This window comes from Sphingobacteriaceae bacterium, from assembly GCA_002319075.1.
Taxonomy (GTDB): domain Bacteria; phylum Bacteroidota; class Bacteroidia; order B-17B0; family Aurantibacillaceae; genus Aurantibacillus.
The window spans coordinates 4616039-4633082 of record NVQB01000001.1 but is presented as its reverse complement, the minus strand read 5'-3'; the positions used below and the strand labels follow the sequence as shown (position 1 = coordinate 4633082).

Below are 17044 nucleotides of genomic sequence, written 5' to 3'. Positions count from 1 at the left end.
CTTAATCTAAGAGATAATTTTGGTGCTTATTATATTTTTGCAATGTACGGATACCAGAAGAACTGATGTGCTCAAATTCTTTATCACAAAAAATATTTACGATCTTAATATCTGGCATTAACTCCTGTATGTACCGGTACTGATTTTGTTCATAGTTGAAGTCGGTAGAGTTTCGCAGACCACGTATTACAACTACTTCGTGTTCGAGTGACCCTACGAAATCTGTAAGTAATCCATCATAATTTTCAAGTTGCCGGTTCTTAATAGAATTGGGGGCATTCTTAATACTCTCTTCCTTCTCAGGATTTTGTCCAAAGGCAATAATGACTTTGTCGAAAATCTTTTCTGCCTTTTGCAAAACGTTGTAATGACCTTTATGAAAAGGATTAAAGCTGCCGGCGAAGACCGCTATTTTTGGAGCAAAAACTTTTAAATAATCCAGACTCAATTGAGCGTAAGTTTGTTTTCTTAAGAATTCCGACCTTAAAGAAATGTACTCTTTCAAACGTAGCGATTGATGTAAGTGAAACTGTTCCAGCTCGTGGCTGATAACAGCATCGAGTTTATGTTCTGCGCTAAAAAAAGAGGAGTCTTTAAATTCTGTCATTTTTTCGCTAAATAATATAAGGTGCTGCAATTATTTTCGTCCAGCACAAGATTCGCTTGTTCTTTAATGCCTTCACGTGTAACGGCTGCATACTTTTCAATCTCCTGGTTAATCAGAGCTGCATCACCTAACAACTCTGAAATGGCAAGGTTAGTTGCTTTGGTTAACACATCGGTCTCGCTAAATGTCACACTTGATTCAACTTTATTTTTACATTTTTGAAGTTCGTCAACATCCACTAATTCCTGTTTGATTTTCTCGAGCTCTTCAAAGATGGCCTTTTCAGCATCTTCCATTTTCACATGATCAGGCGTTTTTCCGCTGATCACGAATAGTCCTTTATCAAAATCGCCCATTACGTATGCGTTGATCTCTGTGAAAAGTTGCTTTTCTTTAATGAGAGTTTTGTAGAGACGCGAAGAATTTCCCCTGCTTAAAATATCTGAGATCACATCGATGGTGTGGTATTCTGGATCTTTGCGTGAACACATATGATAAGCTTTGTAGATCGAATTCGCAGGCACATCGCGTTCTACAGTCAATCTGCGTGGTTCTGTCTGCTTCGGTTCTTCAGGAAGATTACGTTTTGGTTTTTCAGTAGTTTCAATGGGTTCGAACCATTTTTCGCAAAGCTGTTTTACCTGCTCCAATTCCACATCGCCGGCAATAACCATAATGGCATTTGAAGGATTGTAGTGTTTTTTAAAAAAAGATTTTACATCCTGCATCGTAGCGTCTTCAATATGCGAAATTTCTTTTCCGATAGTTGCCCATTTGTAAGGGTGATTTTTATACACAAGCGGACGTAATAACAACCATACATCACCATAAGGTTGATTCAGGTAACGTTGCTTAAATTCTTCAATTACAACGCTTCGTTGTACTTCAAGGCTCTTTTCGGTAAAGGCAAGGCTCAACATGCGGTCACTCTCCAACCAAAACGCAGTTTCAATATTCTCGGCAGGAACAGTGCAATAGTAATTTGTAATATCGTTAGTAGTAAAAGCATTATTTTCTCCACCTACCAGCTGCAAAGGCTCATCGTAATTAGGAATATTTACACTTCCGCCAAACATTAAATGTTCGAAAAGATGCGCAAAACCCGTTTTACTTTCGTCTTCGTCACGTGCACCTACATCATATAAAATATTGAGGCAGGCTAAAGGGGTACTTTTATCCTGGTGAACTATAACAGTGAGATTATTTTTTAATTTGAATTTGTCGAACTGGATCATAAAGAAATAATGAAACTTTAAAATTAAAGATTAAATAGCTTAAATTCTAACCTGTGCGCGTAATTCCTTAAGCACTAAGGCTAGTTAAATTCTTAACAACATTCTGAAACTCCGAATAAATTTCATTTACAATTTCGGCCGCGGGTTTTATTTCCGTAATGCCGGCACTTACCTGCCCTATTTCAAGTTCGCCTTCAATGAGGTCGCCTTCAAACATTCCTCTTTTAGAACGCGCTCTTCCTAACAAATCAGTAAGCTCTTCGTTGGTAGCTCCGCGCATTTCGGCCTGTTGCACTTGGTTAAAGAACTTGTTTTTAATTAATCGTACAGGTGTAAGTTGTTTTAAAGTAAGATGTGTATCTCCTTCGTTTGCTTTTAAAATAGCGTCTTTAAAATTCTGGTGACCACTGCTTTCCGGCGTCGCAACAAAACGACTGCCCACCTGCACACCTTCGGCACCAAGTGCAAAAGCGGCAGCCATCTGAGATCCGAAACCAATACCTCCGGCTGCAATTAAAGGCAATTTTACTGCCTTACGAATTATGGGAATAAGCACCAGTGTTGTACTTTCTTCGCGACCATTATGTCCCCCCGCTTCAAACCCTTCTGCAACAATAGCATCAACACCCGCTTCCTCACATTTAAGAGCAAACTTTACTGCACTGACTACATGCACTACAGTAATTCCTTTTTCCTTCAGAATTTTTGTCCAGGTTTTAGGATTTCCCGCGCTAGTAAATACAATCTTCACCCCCTCTTCGATGATTACTTTCATATGGTCTTCAATATTGGGATAAAGCAGAGGAACATTTACACCAAAGGGTTTGGAGGTTGCAGATTTGCATTTTTGTATGTGTGTTCGAAGTACTTCAGGATACATACTTCCGGCTCCTAAAAGTCCCAATCCACCGGCATTGCTCACAGCACTCGCCAGTTCCCACCCACTACACCAGATCATACCTGCCTGAATGATGGGCTTTTCAATTTTAAATAATTCGCAAATGCGGTTATTTTTCATAAACAAAACTCACTAATTTTGGAGAAAATTAACGCTTTTTAATGTAAAAGCTCCAAAAAACGATGATTTTATTTATAAAACCGTTAATTTTTTTTATATTTGAGACTGGCTTTAAAATTTGTTAATAAGAATGAAACTATATATACTTCTTTTGTTTTCCGTTTTCACATTATCCATGCAATCGCAGTGGTTATGGGACTTTGGAGTGAATGCGTCGGCTGCTAATTATCTTGGCGATATTGGTGGAGGCGCTGGAACCCGCCGTGGCTTTGTATCCGATTTAAAACTTGCTAAAACACGTTGGAATTTCGGCGGCTTTGCGCGTTATAAATGGAGACCAAAACTTTCTTTAAAACTGGCTGTAGATTATCTTCGTCTTGAAGGCGACGATAAGCTGTCTAGCAACCCTGGCCGTAGATTCAGGAACTTTAACTTCAGAAATGATATTTATGATGTAGGTTTAACAGGAGAGTATTTTTTCTATGAGAACAATGACTTAGGAAATACTTACCGTTACAGAAATGGATTCAGAGCGTATGTGTTTGCTGGTGTTGGAGGTTTTTATTCTAATCCCAAAACGTATTACAAGGGCTCCTGGGTTGCATTACAACCTTTAGCTACAGAAGGCGTTCAGTACAGGAAATTCGTAATGAACATTCCTATGGGTGTTGGTTTTTATTTTACTTTCAACAAGAAAAGCAGAATTGGTTTTGAAATTAACTATAGAAAAACGTTTACAGATTACCTGGATGACATCAGCGGGAACTACCCAGAAGCTACGGGTGACCCTTATCAGGATGGTTTAATTTTAAGAACTACAGAATTACAAACCACAGATCCTCAGTTGGTAGCAAGTAACCCAGGAGCATTTGAGTCTCATCAGTTTGGCGGTTACAAGCGCGGAGACAGTAAACATAAAGATGCGTATTTAACTATGGGTCTTTCTTACAGCTATGTGTTGAGAGGCAAAAGCAGTTTCTACAGAACCAGAAACAGCGGCTTCTTCAGTAAAAAGCGTAAGATGCGTAAGATCAGAGCAAAATTCTAATTCTTTATATTTTTGAAACTAAAGATCCCAATTGTTTTTAAATTGGGATTTTTTATTTCTTATTCCATCATAAACTATTTATCTTTACGCCCATTATGAAGAAATCATTTATTGTTCTCTCTTTTTTAGCTTTTTTTTCGTGCACTAATTCTAATGTCGATGGTGTGGATACGGATTCTGTAAGCAATTCAGCCAGCGCTAACGGTGATGAAAAAGGCGATCTTCCTGAAATAAAATTTACGGAAGAAGTGTTCGATTTTGGAAAAATTACACAAGGTGAAAAAGTGAGTCACGCCTTTACTTTTAAGAACACAGGAAAGGGTAATTTAATTATTAGTGGTGCAAGCGGAAGTTGTGGATGCACAGTTCCTGAGTGGCCTAAAGAACCAATAAAGTCTGGGGAAGAAGGCACGATCAATGTAGTATTCAGCAGTGAAGGAAAAAGTGGAATGCAGGAAAAAACAGTTACTGTGATAACTAATTGTGAACCGGCAACGCGTGTGATCAGAATTAAAACGGAAATTATTGTTCCGGAACAAACCAAGTAAAAATCAATCAAAAATAAAAAACAAACAATGAATCAATTACTAATTTTAATGGCTCCACAAGCAGGATCAGGTGGCGGAGGAATAATGTCTTTTTTACCTTTGATCGCGATCGTAGTGGTATTTTACTTCTTTATGATCCGCCCTCAGATGAAAAAAGCAAAAGATCAAAAAAAATATATTGAAGCTTTAAAAAAAGGAGATAAAATTTTAACCATCGGCGGTATCTACGGCAAAATTGTTGAAGTGCGCGATGATGCTACCATTATTATGGAAGTAGAAGATGGATCAAAATTAAAGATATCTAAAAACGCAGTATCTAACGACGCTACAGCAGGTTTAAATGCTGAAAACAAACTGTAAAAAACTTGAGTACACCGGGTACAAAATATTCATCTGATAAAAAAAAGCCTGGTAAAGCCAAGGCTTTTTTTATTTGTTTACTCATTGCGTCGTTCTTATGGCTCGTACATTCTTTGAATACGGTATACACCTACTCTTTAAGGGTACCGGTGGTTTTTAAAAATCAACCGCAAAATAAAAAACCTCTTTTTCAAATTCCGGAACATCTATTATTGGATGTAAAGGCTAGCGGACTTAAACTGACTTTGATTTTGTTGAACAAACCGTTTAAACAACTGGAAATTGACTTCAATACTTTAAAGTCAGTTAACAGGAATCAAAATTATGTGCTCTCGTCTTCTCATCTTGATTTTAAAAGCATTTTTAAATTTGAGACTCAAATAAAACACATTAGTCCTGACACACTTTATTTTTCGGAGAAGAATGGTTTTCAAAAAAATGTCCCGGTTAAAGTTCCACTTTATATCAAATGCCAGGAAGGCTATGGCTATAAAAAACCTGTCATCAATCCGGCTTTTGTAACCATGTGGGGCGACAGTGCTTTGATTAGCAAAATCGATACTATTTATACCCAACCGCTCACTCTCAGTAATCTGAGTAAAAATGTAAATGCACAATTGGAGCTATTAAAACCCAATCCTATGATCTACACAAGCTCAGGTGAAGGCAGTATTTTTATTGAAGTAGCCAAGCTTGTAGAACAAACACTCATCTTACCTGTTCAGGACATTCATAACTCTCTTCAGCAAAGGGTTAACATCTTTCCTTCTTCCGTTAAAGTAAAATTTACATCTATTCAAAATTCTTTTAACGCTGAAGATACCAGCTTGTTTAAAGCCACAATTGACAGTCGGAAAATAAACCGCGATAGTAAAAAATGTCCCGTGCTGCTCAGTACATACCCCGGCCATGTTACCATTATGAGCGTTGAGCCTCATGAAGTAGAAATCTTAATCTTTAAAAAATAATGGTTGTAGGATTAACAGGAGGCATTGGTAGCGGTAAAAGCATAGTTGCCAGGCTTTTTGAACTTATGGGCTGCCTTACTTTTGAAAGTGATGTAGTGGCTAAAGAAATTTATTTTGATCCGGAGGTGCGTCAGCAGGTGATAGGGCTGCTTGGGGCAGAAAGTTATTTGTCTGAAACCACTCTCAACAAAGCGTACATTAGCTCCAAAATATTTTCAGACGCAAAGCTTCTGCAGTCTCTTAACAGCATAATTCATCCTGCCGTTATCAAAAAATCACGTTTGTTTGTGGACGCAAATCCTGGTAAGATCGTGATCAAAGAAACGGCCTTACTTTTTGAAGCAAAGCTGGAAAAACAAATGGATAAAATTATTCTTGTTGTGGCTGACGACGAAACCCGCATTCAACGTGTTATGCAACGCGACGGAATAAGTCGGGAGGAAGTTTTAAAAAAAATAGACAGTCAATTGCCACAGGAAGAAAAAATAAAAAAAGCAGATTACGTCATTTATAATTCTTCAACGCAGTTACTTACTCCACAGGTAGTTGCTGTTTACAAAGACCTGCTTAAGTTTCAGCATGCTTAGAAAAGATTATATACAAAGACAATTTGAGCAGTTTGGAAAGGTACTTGCCAGCCTTTTGGCTAAAAAGCTTCTCAATGATTATGATGCTTTTGAAAAAGAAATGGCCGAAGCTGTGAAGCAGTTTACCGATTTTGAAATCCTGGAACTTGAAAATATCTCATTAGACGCCTTCTCTCAAAAAATTAATTCTTCCCATTTAGAATTCGATCAGAAGAAAATTCTTGCCAATCTTTTATTCGAAAAAATGACTTACTACCAGGAAATTGGAGATCTGGAACATTATAAAGCTTTAAAACTGAAAACGCTCTTCTTATATCAGGTTATAACAGATGACCTCACTCATAACGAATTTGATCTCGAAGCGCATTATCGTCTTGACCGCCTAAAAAAAGAACTCTGATTTTTTAGTAATTTCAGGCATTGGAATCAGTAGTGCATACCTCATTTGTCAAAAGACTTCGCTGGCTCGACTTTTTCTTTTATTTTTTTATCCTCCTCGTTTTAGGAAACAGAGTACTTCTGTTTACATTTCTCAACCTTGATCATATTGATTCCGATCAACCCACTATGTGGCTTGGGGCACGACATTTTTCAGAGGGACTTTTTTATGAACCCAGGTTTTATGGTCAAAGCTACAATACTCTGCTGGAGGCTTTATTGGCTGTGCCGTTTGTAAGAATAGGAGTTCCGGTTTATTATGCTGTGCCTATAGTAACGCATATTTTATCTTTGGTGCCTTTTTTATTCATGGCCGTTTATTTATTTCACTTACAAAAAAAATTACAGGCCTTACTGGTGTTAATACTTTTACTATTTCTACCTACTGGGTATGATATTATGAATGCCATTCCCAGGGGTTTTGTAAGCGGAATTTTTTTTACCACTCCTTTTATCCTAAGTATTCAGAATCCTACGAAGCTTCGTTATCTTTTATTAAATAGCTTCTGCGCCGGGCTTGCATATCTTGTCAATCCAAACTCACTTCTTATTAGCTTTCCCTTATTTTTTTACCTCTTTCTGATTAATTTTCAATCTAAAAAAGCTTATTTGTATGTAGCTACAGGTTTTTTATTGGTGTTACCTTTTGCCTATTTGCTAAATCACTTTTACACTATACACCCTGATTATATTCAGCATCCGTTCGAAAATAAATTTTCAGGATACTATTTTACAGAAGCTCTTAATAGCCTTGATCAGCGCTTTGCAAATATTACATTTTTCGAAGACGAAAAATGCATTTACCTGTTACTGACATTGTTCATTTGCGGAGTTTTATTCTTCAGGCAAAACAGAAAAGTATTTTATGCTTATACTTTATTCCTACTTTTTATACTCCTGAGCTTTTTTTCTTCGAAAGTTGCTGATGGTTCTACATGGGTCTATTTTTCGTATAGTCGCATGTATCTTGGCATTCCGGTAATCCTTTCTCTTTTTCTCAGTACTGTTTCTTTTAGTTCACAAAAGTTTTTTTATATTTTGATTCCACTTGCTTTATTATTTACAGGATTTAAACTATTTTCTTTTGAAAAAAATATTGCCTACCAAACAGATAACAAAAAGTGGATTTTCATGCATCTTGGTTCTATTAAAAATACACTGGAAATTACTCAACATTATAAAAAGGTTTGTTTAGAAAATAAAGTGAACGATCTCGTTATCATGGATGATGTTTTCTGCAAAGAAGAATTAGGGTTCGGTGGTCCTGCAATAGATAAAAACTTTCCCAACACTCTGTTAACGCATGGAGAAAGAAGAACCTGGAGGATTGAGGAAGAGAAGAAACGCCTTACACCAAGGTTCGTCATACTTTGTGCTGATTATGACCTCGATAGAAGAGGATATGACAGCCTTTATAATTTTACTATTAAACGCCTTGACTTTTACGGGTGTTTCTTAGTTGAAAATAATAAGAAGACCTTGCCGCATTTTCTACAAGCACTCGGAAGACCAATTAACGGTAAAAAGGAAGATTAATTTAGTTAAAGAAACTTTTACTTCCATTCAAAATTCCAATAACTTTTCCTTTAAGACTTTGTCCTAAAAACGGAGAGTTGCGCGAGCGCGAATTATTAGTTCGCTCTGTCAAGGTAGTTTGATCGCTTAGCGTAAATAGAGTAAGATTAGCTTCATTCCCTTCTTTTATTTCTACTTCATCCATTCCCAAAATTGCCCTTGGATTGGTTGTGAAGGCACGAACGATGCTTTCAATACCTTTTTCTTTAAGGCCTTCAAGCGCACAGTTAAACGCGGTTTGTAGATTTATCATCCCCATATCGGCATGATCAAATTCTAACTCTTTACTCTCTATGTCCTGTGGTAAATGATCGCTTACAATCACGTCAATAATTCCACTTTCAACGGCATTGCGTAAAGCCTGCACATCTTTCTTAGTTCTTAAAGGTGGATCTAATTTATAGTTAGTATCAAATTCTTTTAAAGCCGAATCATCGAGAAAGAGATTTACCGCAGCTACTCCGCAAGTTACATTCACTCCATTGGCTTTGGCTTTCTTAATCAGCTCTGCACTTCCTTTAGTGCTAATGGTTGGAATATGTAATTTACCTTCAGTATACTCTGCAATAGACAGATTTCTCTGAATCATTAACTCTTCGGCAAGCGCGGGCATGCCTTTTAAACCAAGAGCAGTTGCAGTTTCACCCTCATTCATTTGTCCGCCCTGAGAAATACTTTCATCGTTACAATGTGTAATAATCAAGGAATCGATACCTCCGGCATACTGCAAAGCCCGCATTACCATCCCTGCATCCTTAATAGGATTTTTGTAATCGCTGAAAGCCATGGCCCCTGACATTTTCATGTCATACATTTCCGCCATGTCTTTTCCCTTTCCATCAATTGTAATAGTTCCAAAAGGTAAAACATCCACAACTTTATTTCGTGTACTGTTTATCAGGTACTCTATCTGACTTTTATTGTGCAGTGCGGGTTGATTGTAATTGTGAACGCATACTGCGGTAAATCCACCAGATGATGCACATTTAATAAGTGTGTCAAGATTTTCTTTGAATTCAAATCCCGGATCGCAGCTTACGGTCTGCATATCTATCCAGCCGGCTGAAACGTGTAACCCTTTTTCTTCAATCACCTTTACATTTGCTTTGGGATTGATGTTCTTTTTTATCTCTACAATAACACCACCCTCAATCAAAAGATCCATTACTTTAGTATTCAACGAACTGTTTGTTGAGATGATTGTTGCGTCCTTAATTAAAATATTCATGCCGTTTTTATTTTAATAACCGTAATAATGCTACTTCCAATGCGATAAATAGCAGGGTCAAAATTATAAATAATTTCCATAATTTTTTTCCCTCAGCACCAAGCAAAATTTGTTTAGAGATATCGGTCTGTGTATCGTTAATAAGGCTCACCGACTTCCACCCTTTTTCTGAAAGAAGTTTTGTTAGTTCGTCGTCAGAATAACATTTTAAATCAGATTCTTTACGTGAGTAATTAAATGCCATCGGTAGTAAAACCTGGCCCTTATGACTTACTTCATAAAATCCGGGAGTACCTATTTGTCGCTGTGTATAAAGGAATACGCCGTTATTTATGATGCGCATCTCGGGAATTACATCGAGCGTATTATCTGCCTTTTTAATATGCGGAGGCTGCTCGGTCATATTTCCCGCATTTTTTAAATTAACTACAACATTAGAACTCGTTTGATAAAATAAAGGCGCCGATTTTAAACTGTTGAAACAAACCTGGTAAAAGGTAGGCACAAATAAAGCGTGTTTATTAAAATTGGTAGAAGACTCGTTGAGCGGTGCTGAAAACAAATAAAGGACTGCGTTTCCAAATCTTGCTCTTCCTAAAAACACCTCGTTGTTTTGTAAAGACAAGATGGGCTCAAAATCGCTGCGACTTGTTTTAGCCAGCGAATAATGTTTTGTAACTACGGGTAAATTCAGACGATCTTCATTTTTTTCAAAAACCCCATCGTAAAATTTAGAAGCTAATTCAATCTTATCTGTTTTTACAGTACTGCTATCTAAAGCAACAAGTGCAGGCAGTTTCAATGAACTAAGGGCAAGATTGTAAGAGGCTATAGTTGATTTTTGCGAAGGAATTAAAACAAGAGCTCCACCTTTATTTGAAAATTTTACCAGCTCTGAAACCAGACCGCTGCTGAGTTCTGCCAATTGATTGAGAATAATAACATCGCTTGTTTTAAAAGCAGTATAATCGATAGTCTGCTCGGAAAAAGAAGTAAAGTTGAAGAGACTATCATTTTTAAAAAGTGATGAAAAGGAATTAACGGGGTTTTGCTCCCGGCCATTGATGAGGCTTACCGCAATATTTACTTTAGAGTTGAAGGCAAAAAACAATTCGTCGTCGAAAGTTACCGGATAATCCTCAATTTTGATGGAGCCGTAATTTAGTCCGCTTTGTTTACACTCGAAGGTAAATTTAATTTCGGTTTGAGAATTGGGTTCTAAAGAAAAAGTAGCAATAGCAATTTGCTGTTTATTCAAAAATAATTTGGCTGACGAAACATGTATGGTCGTATTTCCGTTATTAACCACTTTTGCATGGAGTTTTTGAATAAATCCTTTTTGTTGCAGCGGCGATTCAAACCAACAAGTATCTAAAAAGACGTTGTTTACCTGGTTGGCTACCAGAGGAACCAGCGTCGTTAAAATAGAAGTATCCGGTTGAATTTTAGCGAGATTAAACGTTGAGCTTTGCGCATCCGAAAAAACATAAATCTTTTTATTTATAAGATTGGAATTATTCAGAAAATCCGATTGACGTTTCAAAACGTCACTCAAATCCCTTATTGCCGAAGAAATTTTAATTTCCTCCAGCACATTGAGTGCATCTTCCTTACTATGAAAACGCTGGTGCCGTCCTTCAAAGTCATTTGTGATAATTTGAAATTTATCTGCATTGCCAAAAACATTCACTACTTCTTTTGCATGGGTTTTAGCAAGTTCCAATAAAGGGCCCTGCTTGTTTACATTTTCCATGCTGAAGGAATTATCAATGTAAATACTAATGGCATTTGCTCCGGCGTTTTTTACCGGATTGTTTTTATCGGGAATAACAGGTTGACTAAATGCGAATACCAAACAGGCGATTGCCAGGCAGCGTGCAGCAAGTATAAGAAGTTCCTTTAAACGCGATTTAGATTTACTTTCCTGCTGAAGTTCCTTTAAAAATTTAACATTGCTGAAATAAACAACTTTGTATTTTCTGAAATTAAATAAATGAATGATAACAGGTACAGCGATTGCCGCTAAAGCCCACAAAAACAAGGGAGAAACAAACGTCATAGATCATAAAAATACTAATTTGATCGCGGTTGCACAAACACCCTTTAGGATAATTTAAGAAAGATTTCGCCAGGGGCACGTAGTTACTACGTTAGAGGAAGATCTGTTCAATTTTACAATAATTACTTAGCATGTACTTTTTTTGTATATTTACATAGCTAATACCAAAATTATGAACTCTGCACTGGCTTCCATTGGAAAGAATCTTATTTTAGTGGCGATCGTTTTTCTTTCGGCCTTTAATTTTTTTTATACCTGGTTAAATTGGAAAGAACTACTTGGCGTGCAAAGCCTGGTGGGTTTAGCATACATATTTCTTAGTTGTTACGAGTACCTCAACGCCAGCTACAAGGCATCTTTGCCAGTGCAGCGTTATCCGTATTTCACCAGTAAGTTCATTATGTTTCGTTCATTAAAAATCAGCATTTTTGTTGCTTTTGCTTTGTTACTTTATTTTTCACGCAGCAGTGTGAAACTGTTCTATCCTATTTGTATTATTGTTGCAGCTACTGAAGCAAGTATTCTTTATTTGAAATATAAAAAGGGTCTATGTTTCGTTAATATTTACGCTAACTATCTATTAATTGTTGAAAGCAAATTCACCAAAGTTTTTGCTTCGGAAATTATGATCATTGAATTCAGACACGATATTTTTTATTTTGTAAAAAAGAACCGTAAAACTGTCGCTATAAAATTAGAGCATATTCGGTACCGTGAAAATTTCGCACAAGGCATTAATGACTGGATTAACCGCAACAACATTCTTGTAAGTGCGGAATCAAAAGTTAAAATAGCCGAGCTGATCTAAAATTCCTTTTCGAAGAAATTAACTTATAACTAACTCATTTAAAGGTATTTAATGAGTTTTTTTGCTTTTATCGCTTTCAAAAGACATTTAGTGTAGCTGCCAATTTCAGGCATAAATCACATAAAAAAAACCCTTAAAGATCTAATCTTCAAGGGTTTATTGTAGCGGAATCGAGAGTTGAACTCGAGACCTCAGGGTTATGAATCCTGCGCTCTAACCATCTGAGCTATCCCGCCGTTTTCGGGCTGCAAATATAAAACATTCGTGCATAATCGCCAAAACATTTATTTTAAGCTTTTAATTTGCTTTGTAGGAATTTTTCTATATATTTCACAAAATTTTACAGTATGTCGAAAAAGAAAAAGGATAAAGAAAAGTCAAAAAACGCTGGAAAAAAGACCGCGGATAAAAAGGCTTTGAAAAAAGGTTCGACCAAACCTGCTCCGACTAAAAATGCTGCTAAAACTTCTAAGCCTATAAATGCAAAAAAAGCGAAACCAGTTGTTAAAAAAACAGGTGTTAAGGCTGCTAAACCTACAAAAAGTACTCCGGTAAAAGCATCAAAACCCAAAGCTGCTGTTAAAACTAATAAGCCTAAAGAAATTGCAAAAAAAGCTGACCATAGCTCTAAAGGATCAAAAAAAGCGGTGGTTAAGAAAGTTGAGAGCAAAAAAGCATCCCCCAAAGGAGTGATTGCTGTTACGAAACCTTCAAAGTCAGGTAGTAAAGAACCTACATTACCGGTTAAGAAAACAGCCGCGAAAGTTAACGGAACAAGCGCTGCAACATCAGGGAAAACCCCGTCAATTAGTGCGCCAGTTGCAAAGAAGGAAGGTGCTGCGGCCGATGAAAAATTAAGAAAAGCAGAAGTTGCAACAGCTATCGCTACTAAAAAACAATTGGCTGAGAAAAAGTCAACTGAAGTTTTAGCCATAACAAATACCATACCTGTAAAGGCAAAGCACGAAATTTCAGCATCGAAAATTGCTTCTATATCTCACTCTATAACGAATCCGATTAAAAAAACAGATTCTTATGCAATAAAACCAGAGAAAGAACCAAATGGAAAATTTGAATTAGAATTTGTTGTACATTCCTCTGCGGAGATGTTATATGAATTCTTGTCGACACCAAGTGGACTTTCTGAATGGTTTTGCGATGATTTAAATATTCGTAATGGCATTTATACTTTTATCTGGGAAGATCAATTGCAGCAAGCACGTTTACTTAAAACAATAGATTTGCAATTGGTTCGTTTCCAATGGGTAGATAAGACCGATGGAAGTTATTTTGAGTTTAAAATTCAACGTGATGATCTTACAAATGATATTTCTTTAATTATTACTGATTTTGCGGATTCAGTTAGCGACAGAGAATCTTCTAAACTTTTATGGCACAGCCAGATTGAAAAGTTAATGCAGGTGATCGGCTCGATTTACTAATCGCAGTGCAATCTATAAAAAAGTCCTGGAAATTATTTTCCGGGACTTTTTTTTTGATAATTTATCTGCTAACCATTTATAAGGTAAATTCAAAGTTTACTTTTTACAAAATAAAAAATAAAAAGCCAGGCAATGCCTTTCAAAAGGAAAAATACAAATCCTAGTAGTCCTATCTTTTTCAAGTATGTTTTAAACTTCGCGTTCAGAGGTTCATAGTTTAATCCTGCAAAATACGATTTATTGCAAATTCCGGGTAATGAATAGTTTCTGAATAGGTATAAAATTCCCAATTATGTTTGCAGGGTGAAAAAAAAATCCCGGTGATGCCGGGATTTTTAAGGAATGTTTTTTTAGAATTTCAGACTTACACCACCCAAAAAATTTACAGGGGCCGCCGGAGCCAGATAATTGCTTGTATAGAGCGTAGCATCGGTGTAAGCACTATAGGTATAGCCATTTGTTTCATAGTTTTTATTCAGCACATTGTATACCGAAAGCATGAAACTAATTTCAGGAATAACTTTTGTTTTGATCGTGTAGTTTACACGAATGTCTACAACATTGTAGGCACTGATACTTCTCTTCGAATTAGTTGTGTTATCCAAAAATTGTTGGCCCACATATTTATTGATCAGAGATATTTCCAAACCTTTTAAAGGTCTGAGGCCTAACATAACAGATGATACCACGTTTGGTGAAAAAGAGATATCCGTATTAGTATATTCTTTTTTAAATTGCGAGTAAACTGTGTAGTCGGCGTCGGTGCTATCAATAAATTCTACAAACTTCGAAATTTTATTTTGCGAGAGAGCAATGTTTCCACCAAGATTTACGAATCGGTTAAATGTGTAGTTCACTTCGATCTCAGCACCTCTTCTAAAACTTTTGTCTACATTTATTCTTGTATATGCCCCCACGTCGTTAATCTGCCCGTTTAACACGAGTTGATTTTTATATTGCATGTTATAAAAATTGGTCGCAAAATATAATTTTTTAAAATTATATTTTAATCCTGCTTCCAGATCTACTAGTTGCTCGTGTTTTGGACGGCTTGAGGGGGTACTTTCCACAAAATCATTTCTATTGGGTTCTTTGTTACCAACTGCAACAGATGCGTAGAGGTTTGCATTTTTATTCAGGTCATAACTCAAACCCATTTTCGGGTTAAAAAACGTGTAGGCCTGACTTTGCATTTTCAATTCCGAAGCTCCCGCTATAGTATCGTTAAATCCTAAAAACCGGTAGTCTACTTTTCTAATTTGTAAATCGACAAAGACATTTAAATTAGAAAGGGGTTTATAATTTGTTTTGAGATAAATATTTCCGTCATTTTTGTTCGCTGTGTTTTTGTAGTATTCGTGATCAATTTCTGAATCACTTGCATACTGTGCCCACATTACCCTTCCATAGTGCATGCCAAAATACGTATTATAACCGCCGCCAAGGGTAAATATTAATCTTGAATTTGCTGTATAATTTAAATTAAAAATTCCACCTGCAAAATCGTTATTTAGCCATAAGCGACGGATGAGATCCGTTTTTGAAATCGTGTCCTGCTTAGGGGTAATAACGTTTGCAATGTTGTAATCAGCGAGATTACGATCTTCTTTGTATTGCTCGTAATATCCTTTTCCTTTGGTATAATGGCCGGTGATATTGAAATTTATTCTTGAATTTACCTGATGAATAAAATGTAACTGGAAATTATTTTGCTTGTAGTTATCGGTTTCGTTCTTATAGTATCTCACTTTACCATTTGCATCGTAATATTCGCCACAGGAATTATAAGTGCGGTTTCCGTTTTTAATTGAATCTTCCAAAACATAATTCCAGGCCTGGTAGGTTTTTTCCTGTCCCAAAAAATTTATGAATTTAAGCACGGACTTTTTTCCGTAATAACCCGCAGCAATATAATAAGACTGTAAATTTGATTTGGCCCGATCGATGTATCCGTCGCTGGAAATATTTGAAGCTCTGGCATCGAGTGTAAACTTATTGTTTAGTAAACCAGTTCCAGCAGCAAGCGTATTTCTAAACGTTCCGAAAGAGCCCGCTGTAGAGATCACGTTTGCATAAGGTTTATCTTTTAAGTCGTTTGTCTGAAAATTAATACTAGCTCCAAAAGCACCTGCCCCATTGCTTGAGGCCCCTACTCCACGCTGCACCTGGATATTGTTGACACTGGAAACAAAATCAGGCATATTTACAAAAAAAGTTCCCTGCGACTCTGCATCATTTACTGGAACACCATTTATGGTAACATTAATACGCGTTGCATCCGAACCACGAATTCTAAGTCCCGTATATCCAACACCATTACCTGCATCTGAGTTTACAACAACTCCAGGCAGCTGATTTAGCATGTAAGGAGCGTCTTGCCCAAGGTTTTGCTTTTTTAAAGTCTCTGCATCCACATTGCTGTAGGCCATTCCGTTGTTCTTATCCACCCGCGTGGCATTCACTACTACCACATCGAGTTGCTTGTTCGATTCTACAAGCACGGGACTAAAAGAAAAGTCGCCTGTAAGTGTGATCGTATCCGTTTTTTCAAGAAAACCCACGCTTCTTGTTGTAAGGATGTAGACATCGTTCTTAAGATTTTTAAAACTAAAACTGCCATCTGAATTAGCCGTAGAAGCCAACTGCGTGTTTTTAATTCCAACAACGGCAAAGGGAACGGGCTCTCCGCTTGTTGATTTTACTTGCCCTGAAAGAACAGATTGTGCATGCGAACTCATGGAGTAAGCCAATGCGGTTGCAAAAAAAGTTTTTGCAATTTTTTTGTGGTTCATTTTTTTGTGTTTTAGGCAAGCGGAGTATTTGCTCCTGCTTAACCAGTTAATTAATACATTGACACAGGGGTGTGTCAACTTTTAATTAGTTTTCCCTCCGCACGAATTACCGTGATCAGGTGTTTAACAGTAAATGTTGGTCATTTTACTGTTAACGGGTTTAATCTCAGCCTGGTTAGTTTCTTGTTCCTCATTTTTTGTTTGAAATTACAAACCAAAAACTTCGAACTTGAACCTGATCAAGCACCCCTTAAGACGGGGCGAAATTACGTTGTGTAAATGGATTGTGCAAAAAATAATTTTGCGACACCGAAATTATTCGGAGTTTTGC

At 36.8% G+C, this 17044-nt stretch carries 15 protein-coding genes and 1 tRNA gene; 9 read left to right on the top strand and 7 right to left on the bottom strand.

The genetic code is table 11. From position 1 onward, the window contains the following. Position 1: 1 nt before the first annotated feature. The 3 genes from CNR22_20120 to CNR22_20110 form a co-directional block, all read right to left on the bottom strand. Entirely contained in the window at positions 2 to 607 is a 606-nt protein-coding gene (locus CNR22_20120; GenBank protein PBQ33984.1) for a hypothetical protein, read from the bottom strand. After that, positions 604 to 1842, bottom strand: a complete 1239-nt coding sequence (locus CNR22_20115; protein PBQ33983.1) for a peptidase M16 — start codon at positions 1840 to 1842, stop codon at positions 604 to 606. Before CNR22_20115 ends, CNR22_20120 begins: the two co-directional genes overlap by 4 nt. 67 nt (positions 1843 to 1909) lie before the next feature. Beyond that, complete coding sequence (locus tag CNR22_20110) at positions 1910 to 2860, bottom strand: nitronate monooxygenase (protein PBQ33982.1); 951 nt, start codon at positions 2858 to 2860, stop codon at positions 1910 to 1912. Positions 2861 to 2990: 130 nt separating this feature from the next. On the opposite strand from CNR22_20110, the gene CNR22_20105 reads away from it, so the two are divergent. The 7 genes from CNR22_20105 to CNR22_20075 all read left to right on the top strand — a co-directional run bounded on the left by CNR22_20105 (position 2991) and on the right by CNR22_20075 (position 8345). After that, positions 2991 to 3908: a hypothetical protein gene (locus CNR22_20105; protein ID PBQ33981.1), complete on the top strand. Its 918-nt coding sequence runs from the start codon at positions 2991 to 2993 to the stop codon at positions 3906 to 3908. A gap of 95 nt (positions 3909 to 4003) precedes the next feature. Further along, positions 4004 to 4456, top strand: coding sequence for a hypothetical protein (locus CNR22_20100; GenBank protein ID PBQ33980.1), 453 nt, complete (start codon positions 4004 to 4006; stop codon positions 4454 to 4456). Positions 4457 to 4483: 27 nt separating this feature from the next. Next, positions 4484 to 4816, top strand: coding sequence for a preprotein translocase subunit YajC (gene yajC, locus CNR22_20095; GenBank protein ID PBQ33979.1), 333 nt, complete (start codon positions 4484 to 4486; stop codon positions 4814 to 4816). A 5-nt stretch (positions 4817 to 4821) separates the two neighbouring features. Continuing rightward, positions 4822 to 5784 carry a hypothetical protein gene (locus CNR22_20090; GenBank protein ID PBQ33978.1) on the top strand — a complete coding sequence of 321 codons (963 nt, stop codon included), beginning with the start codon at positions 4822 to 4824 and terminating at the stop codon, positions 5782 to 5784. Continuing rightward, the gene (locus CNR22_20085; protein ID PBQ33977.1) at positions 5784 to 6371 is read left to right on the top strand and encodes a dephospho-CoA kinase; all 588 of its coding nucleotides are present in this window, start codon (positions 5784 to 5786) and stop codon (positions 6369 to 6371) included. The genes CNR22_20090 and CNR22_20085 overlap by 1 nt, the downstream gene beginning before the upstream one ends. Continuing rightward, positions 6364 to 6771 carry a hypothetical protein gene (locus CNR22_20080; protein PBQ33976.1) on the top strand — a complete coding sequence of 136 codons (408 nt, stop codon included), beginning with the start codon at positions 6364 to 6366 and terminating at the stop codon, positions 6769 to 6771. Before CNR22_20085 ends, CNR22_20080 begins: the two co-directional genes overlap by 8 nt. Positions 6772 to 6791: 20 nt before the next feature. After that, positions 6792 to 8345, top strand: coding sequence for a hypothetical protein (locus CNR22_20075; protein PBQ33975.1), 1554 nt, complete (start codon positions 6792 to 6794; stop codon positions 8343 to 8345). 1 nt (position 8346) lies between these two features. Here the strand turns inward: CNR22_20075 and CNR22_20070 are convergent, their stop codons facing one another. Continuing rightward, positions 8347 to 9612 (bottom strand): dihydroorotase, encoded by a 1266-nt coding sequence (locus CNR22_20070; protein PBQ33974.1) that lies wholly within the window; start codon positions 9610 to 9612, stop codon positions 8347 to 8349. A gap of 7 nt (positions 9613 to 9619) precedes the next feature. After that, positions 9620 to 11671 (bottom strand): hypothetical protein, encoded by a 2052-nt coding sequence (locus tag CNR22_20065; protein PBQ33973.1) that lies wholly within the window; start codon positions 11669 to 11671, stop codon positions 9620 to 9622. Between the two features lie 172 nt (positions 11672 to 11843). On the opposite strand from CNR22_20065, the gene CNR22_20060 reads away from it, so the two are divergent. Continuing rightward, positions 11844 to 12479, top strand: a complete 636-nt coding sequence (locus CNR22_20060) for a hypothetical protein (GenBank protein PBQ33972.1) — start codon at positions 11844 to 11846, stop codon at positions 12477 to 12479. Positions 12480 to 12638: 159 nt separating this feature from the next. On the opposite strand, the gene CNR22_20055 is transcribed toward CNR22_20060, so the two are convergent. Then, positions 12639 to 12715 (bottom strand) — tRNA-Met (locus CNR22_20055). Between the two features lie 870 nt (positions 12716 to 13585). On the opposite strand from CNR22_20055, the gene CNR22_20050 reads away from it, so the two are divergent. After that, positions 13586 to 13921: a hypothetical protein gene (locus tag CNR22_20050; GenBank protein PBQ34961.1), complete on the top strand. Its 336-nt coding sequence runs from the start codon at positions 13586 to 13588 to the stop codon at positions 13919 to 13921. Between the two features lie 350 nt (positions 13922 to 14271). On the opposite strand, the gene CNR22_20045 is transcribed toward CNR22_20050, so the two are convergent. Continuing rightward, on the bottom strand, positions 14272 to 16713 hold the full coding sequence (locus tag CNR22_20045; protein ID PBQ33971.1) for a TonB-dependent receptor: 2442 nt from the start codon (positions 16711 to 16713) through the stop codon (positions 14272 to 14274). Positions 16714 to 17044: the final 331 nt, after the last annotated feature.

Coding starts and splice junctions, on each gene's coding strand:
- CNR22_20080 (PBQ33976.1), top strand. CDS start 6,364: ATGCTTAGAAAAGATTATATACAAAGACAATTTGAGCAGTTTGGAAAG.
- yajC (PBQ33979.1), top strand. CDS start 4,484: ATGAATCAATTACTAATTTTAATGGCTCCACAAGCAGGATCAGGTGGC.
- CNR22_20120 (PBQ33984.1), bottom strand. CDS start 607: ATGACAGAATTTAAAGACTCCTCTTTTTTTAGCGCAGAACATAAACTC.
- CNR22_20065 (PBQ33973.1), bottom strand. CDS start 11,671: ATGACGTTTGTTTCTCCCTTGTTTTTGTGGGCTTTAGCGGCAATCGCT.
- CNR22_20060 (PBQ33972.1), top strand. CDS start 11,844: ATGAACTCTGCACTGGCTTCCATTGGAAAGAATCTTATTTTAGTGGCG.
- CNR22_20050 (PBQ34961.1), top strand. CDS start 13,586: ATGTTATATGAATTCTTGTCGACACCAAGTGGACTTTCTGAATGGTTT.
- CNR22_20110 (PBQ33982.1), bottom strand. CDS start 2,860: ATGAAAAATAACCGCATTTGCGAATTATTTAAAATTGAAAAGCCCATC.
- CNR22_20115 (PBQ33983.1), bottom strand. CDS start 1,842: ATGATCCAGTTCGACAAATTCAAATTAAAAAATAATCTCACTGTTATA.
- CNR22_20100 (PBQ33980.1), top strand. CDS start 4,004: ATGAAGAAATCATTTATTGTTCTCTCTTTTTTAGCTTTTTTTTCGTGC.
- CNR22_20045 (PBQ33971.1), bottom strand. CDS start 16,713: ATGAACCACAAAAAAATTGCAAAAACTTTTTTTGCAACCGCATTGGCT.
- CNR22_20105 (PBQ33981.1), top strand. CDS start 2,991: ATGAAACTATATATACTTCTTTTGTTTTCCGTTTTCACATTATCCATG.
- CNR22_20070 (PBQ33974.1), bottom strand. CDS start 9,612: ATGAATATTTTAATTAAGGACGCAACAATCATCTCAACAAACAGTTCG.
- CNR22_20085 (PBQ33977.1), top strand. CDS start 5,784: ATGGTTGTAGGATTAACAGGAGGCATTGGTAGCGGTAAAAGCATAGTT.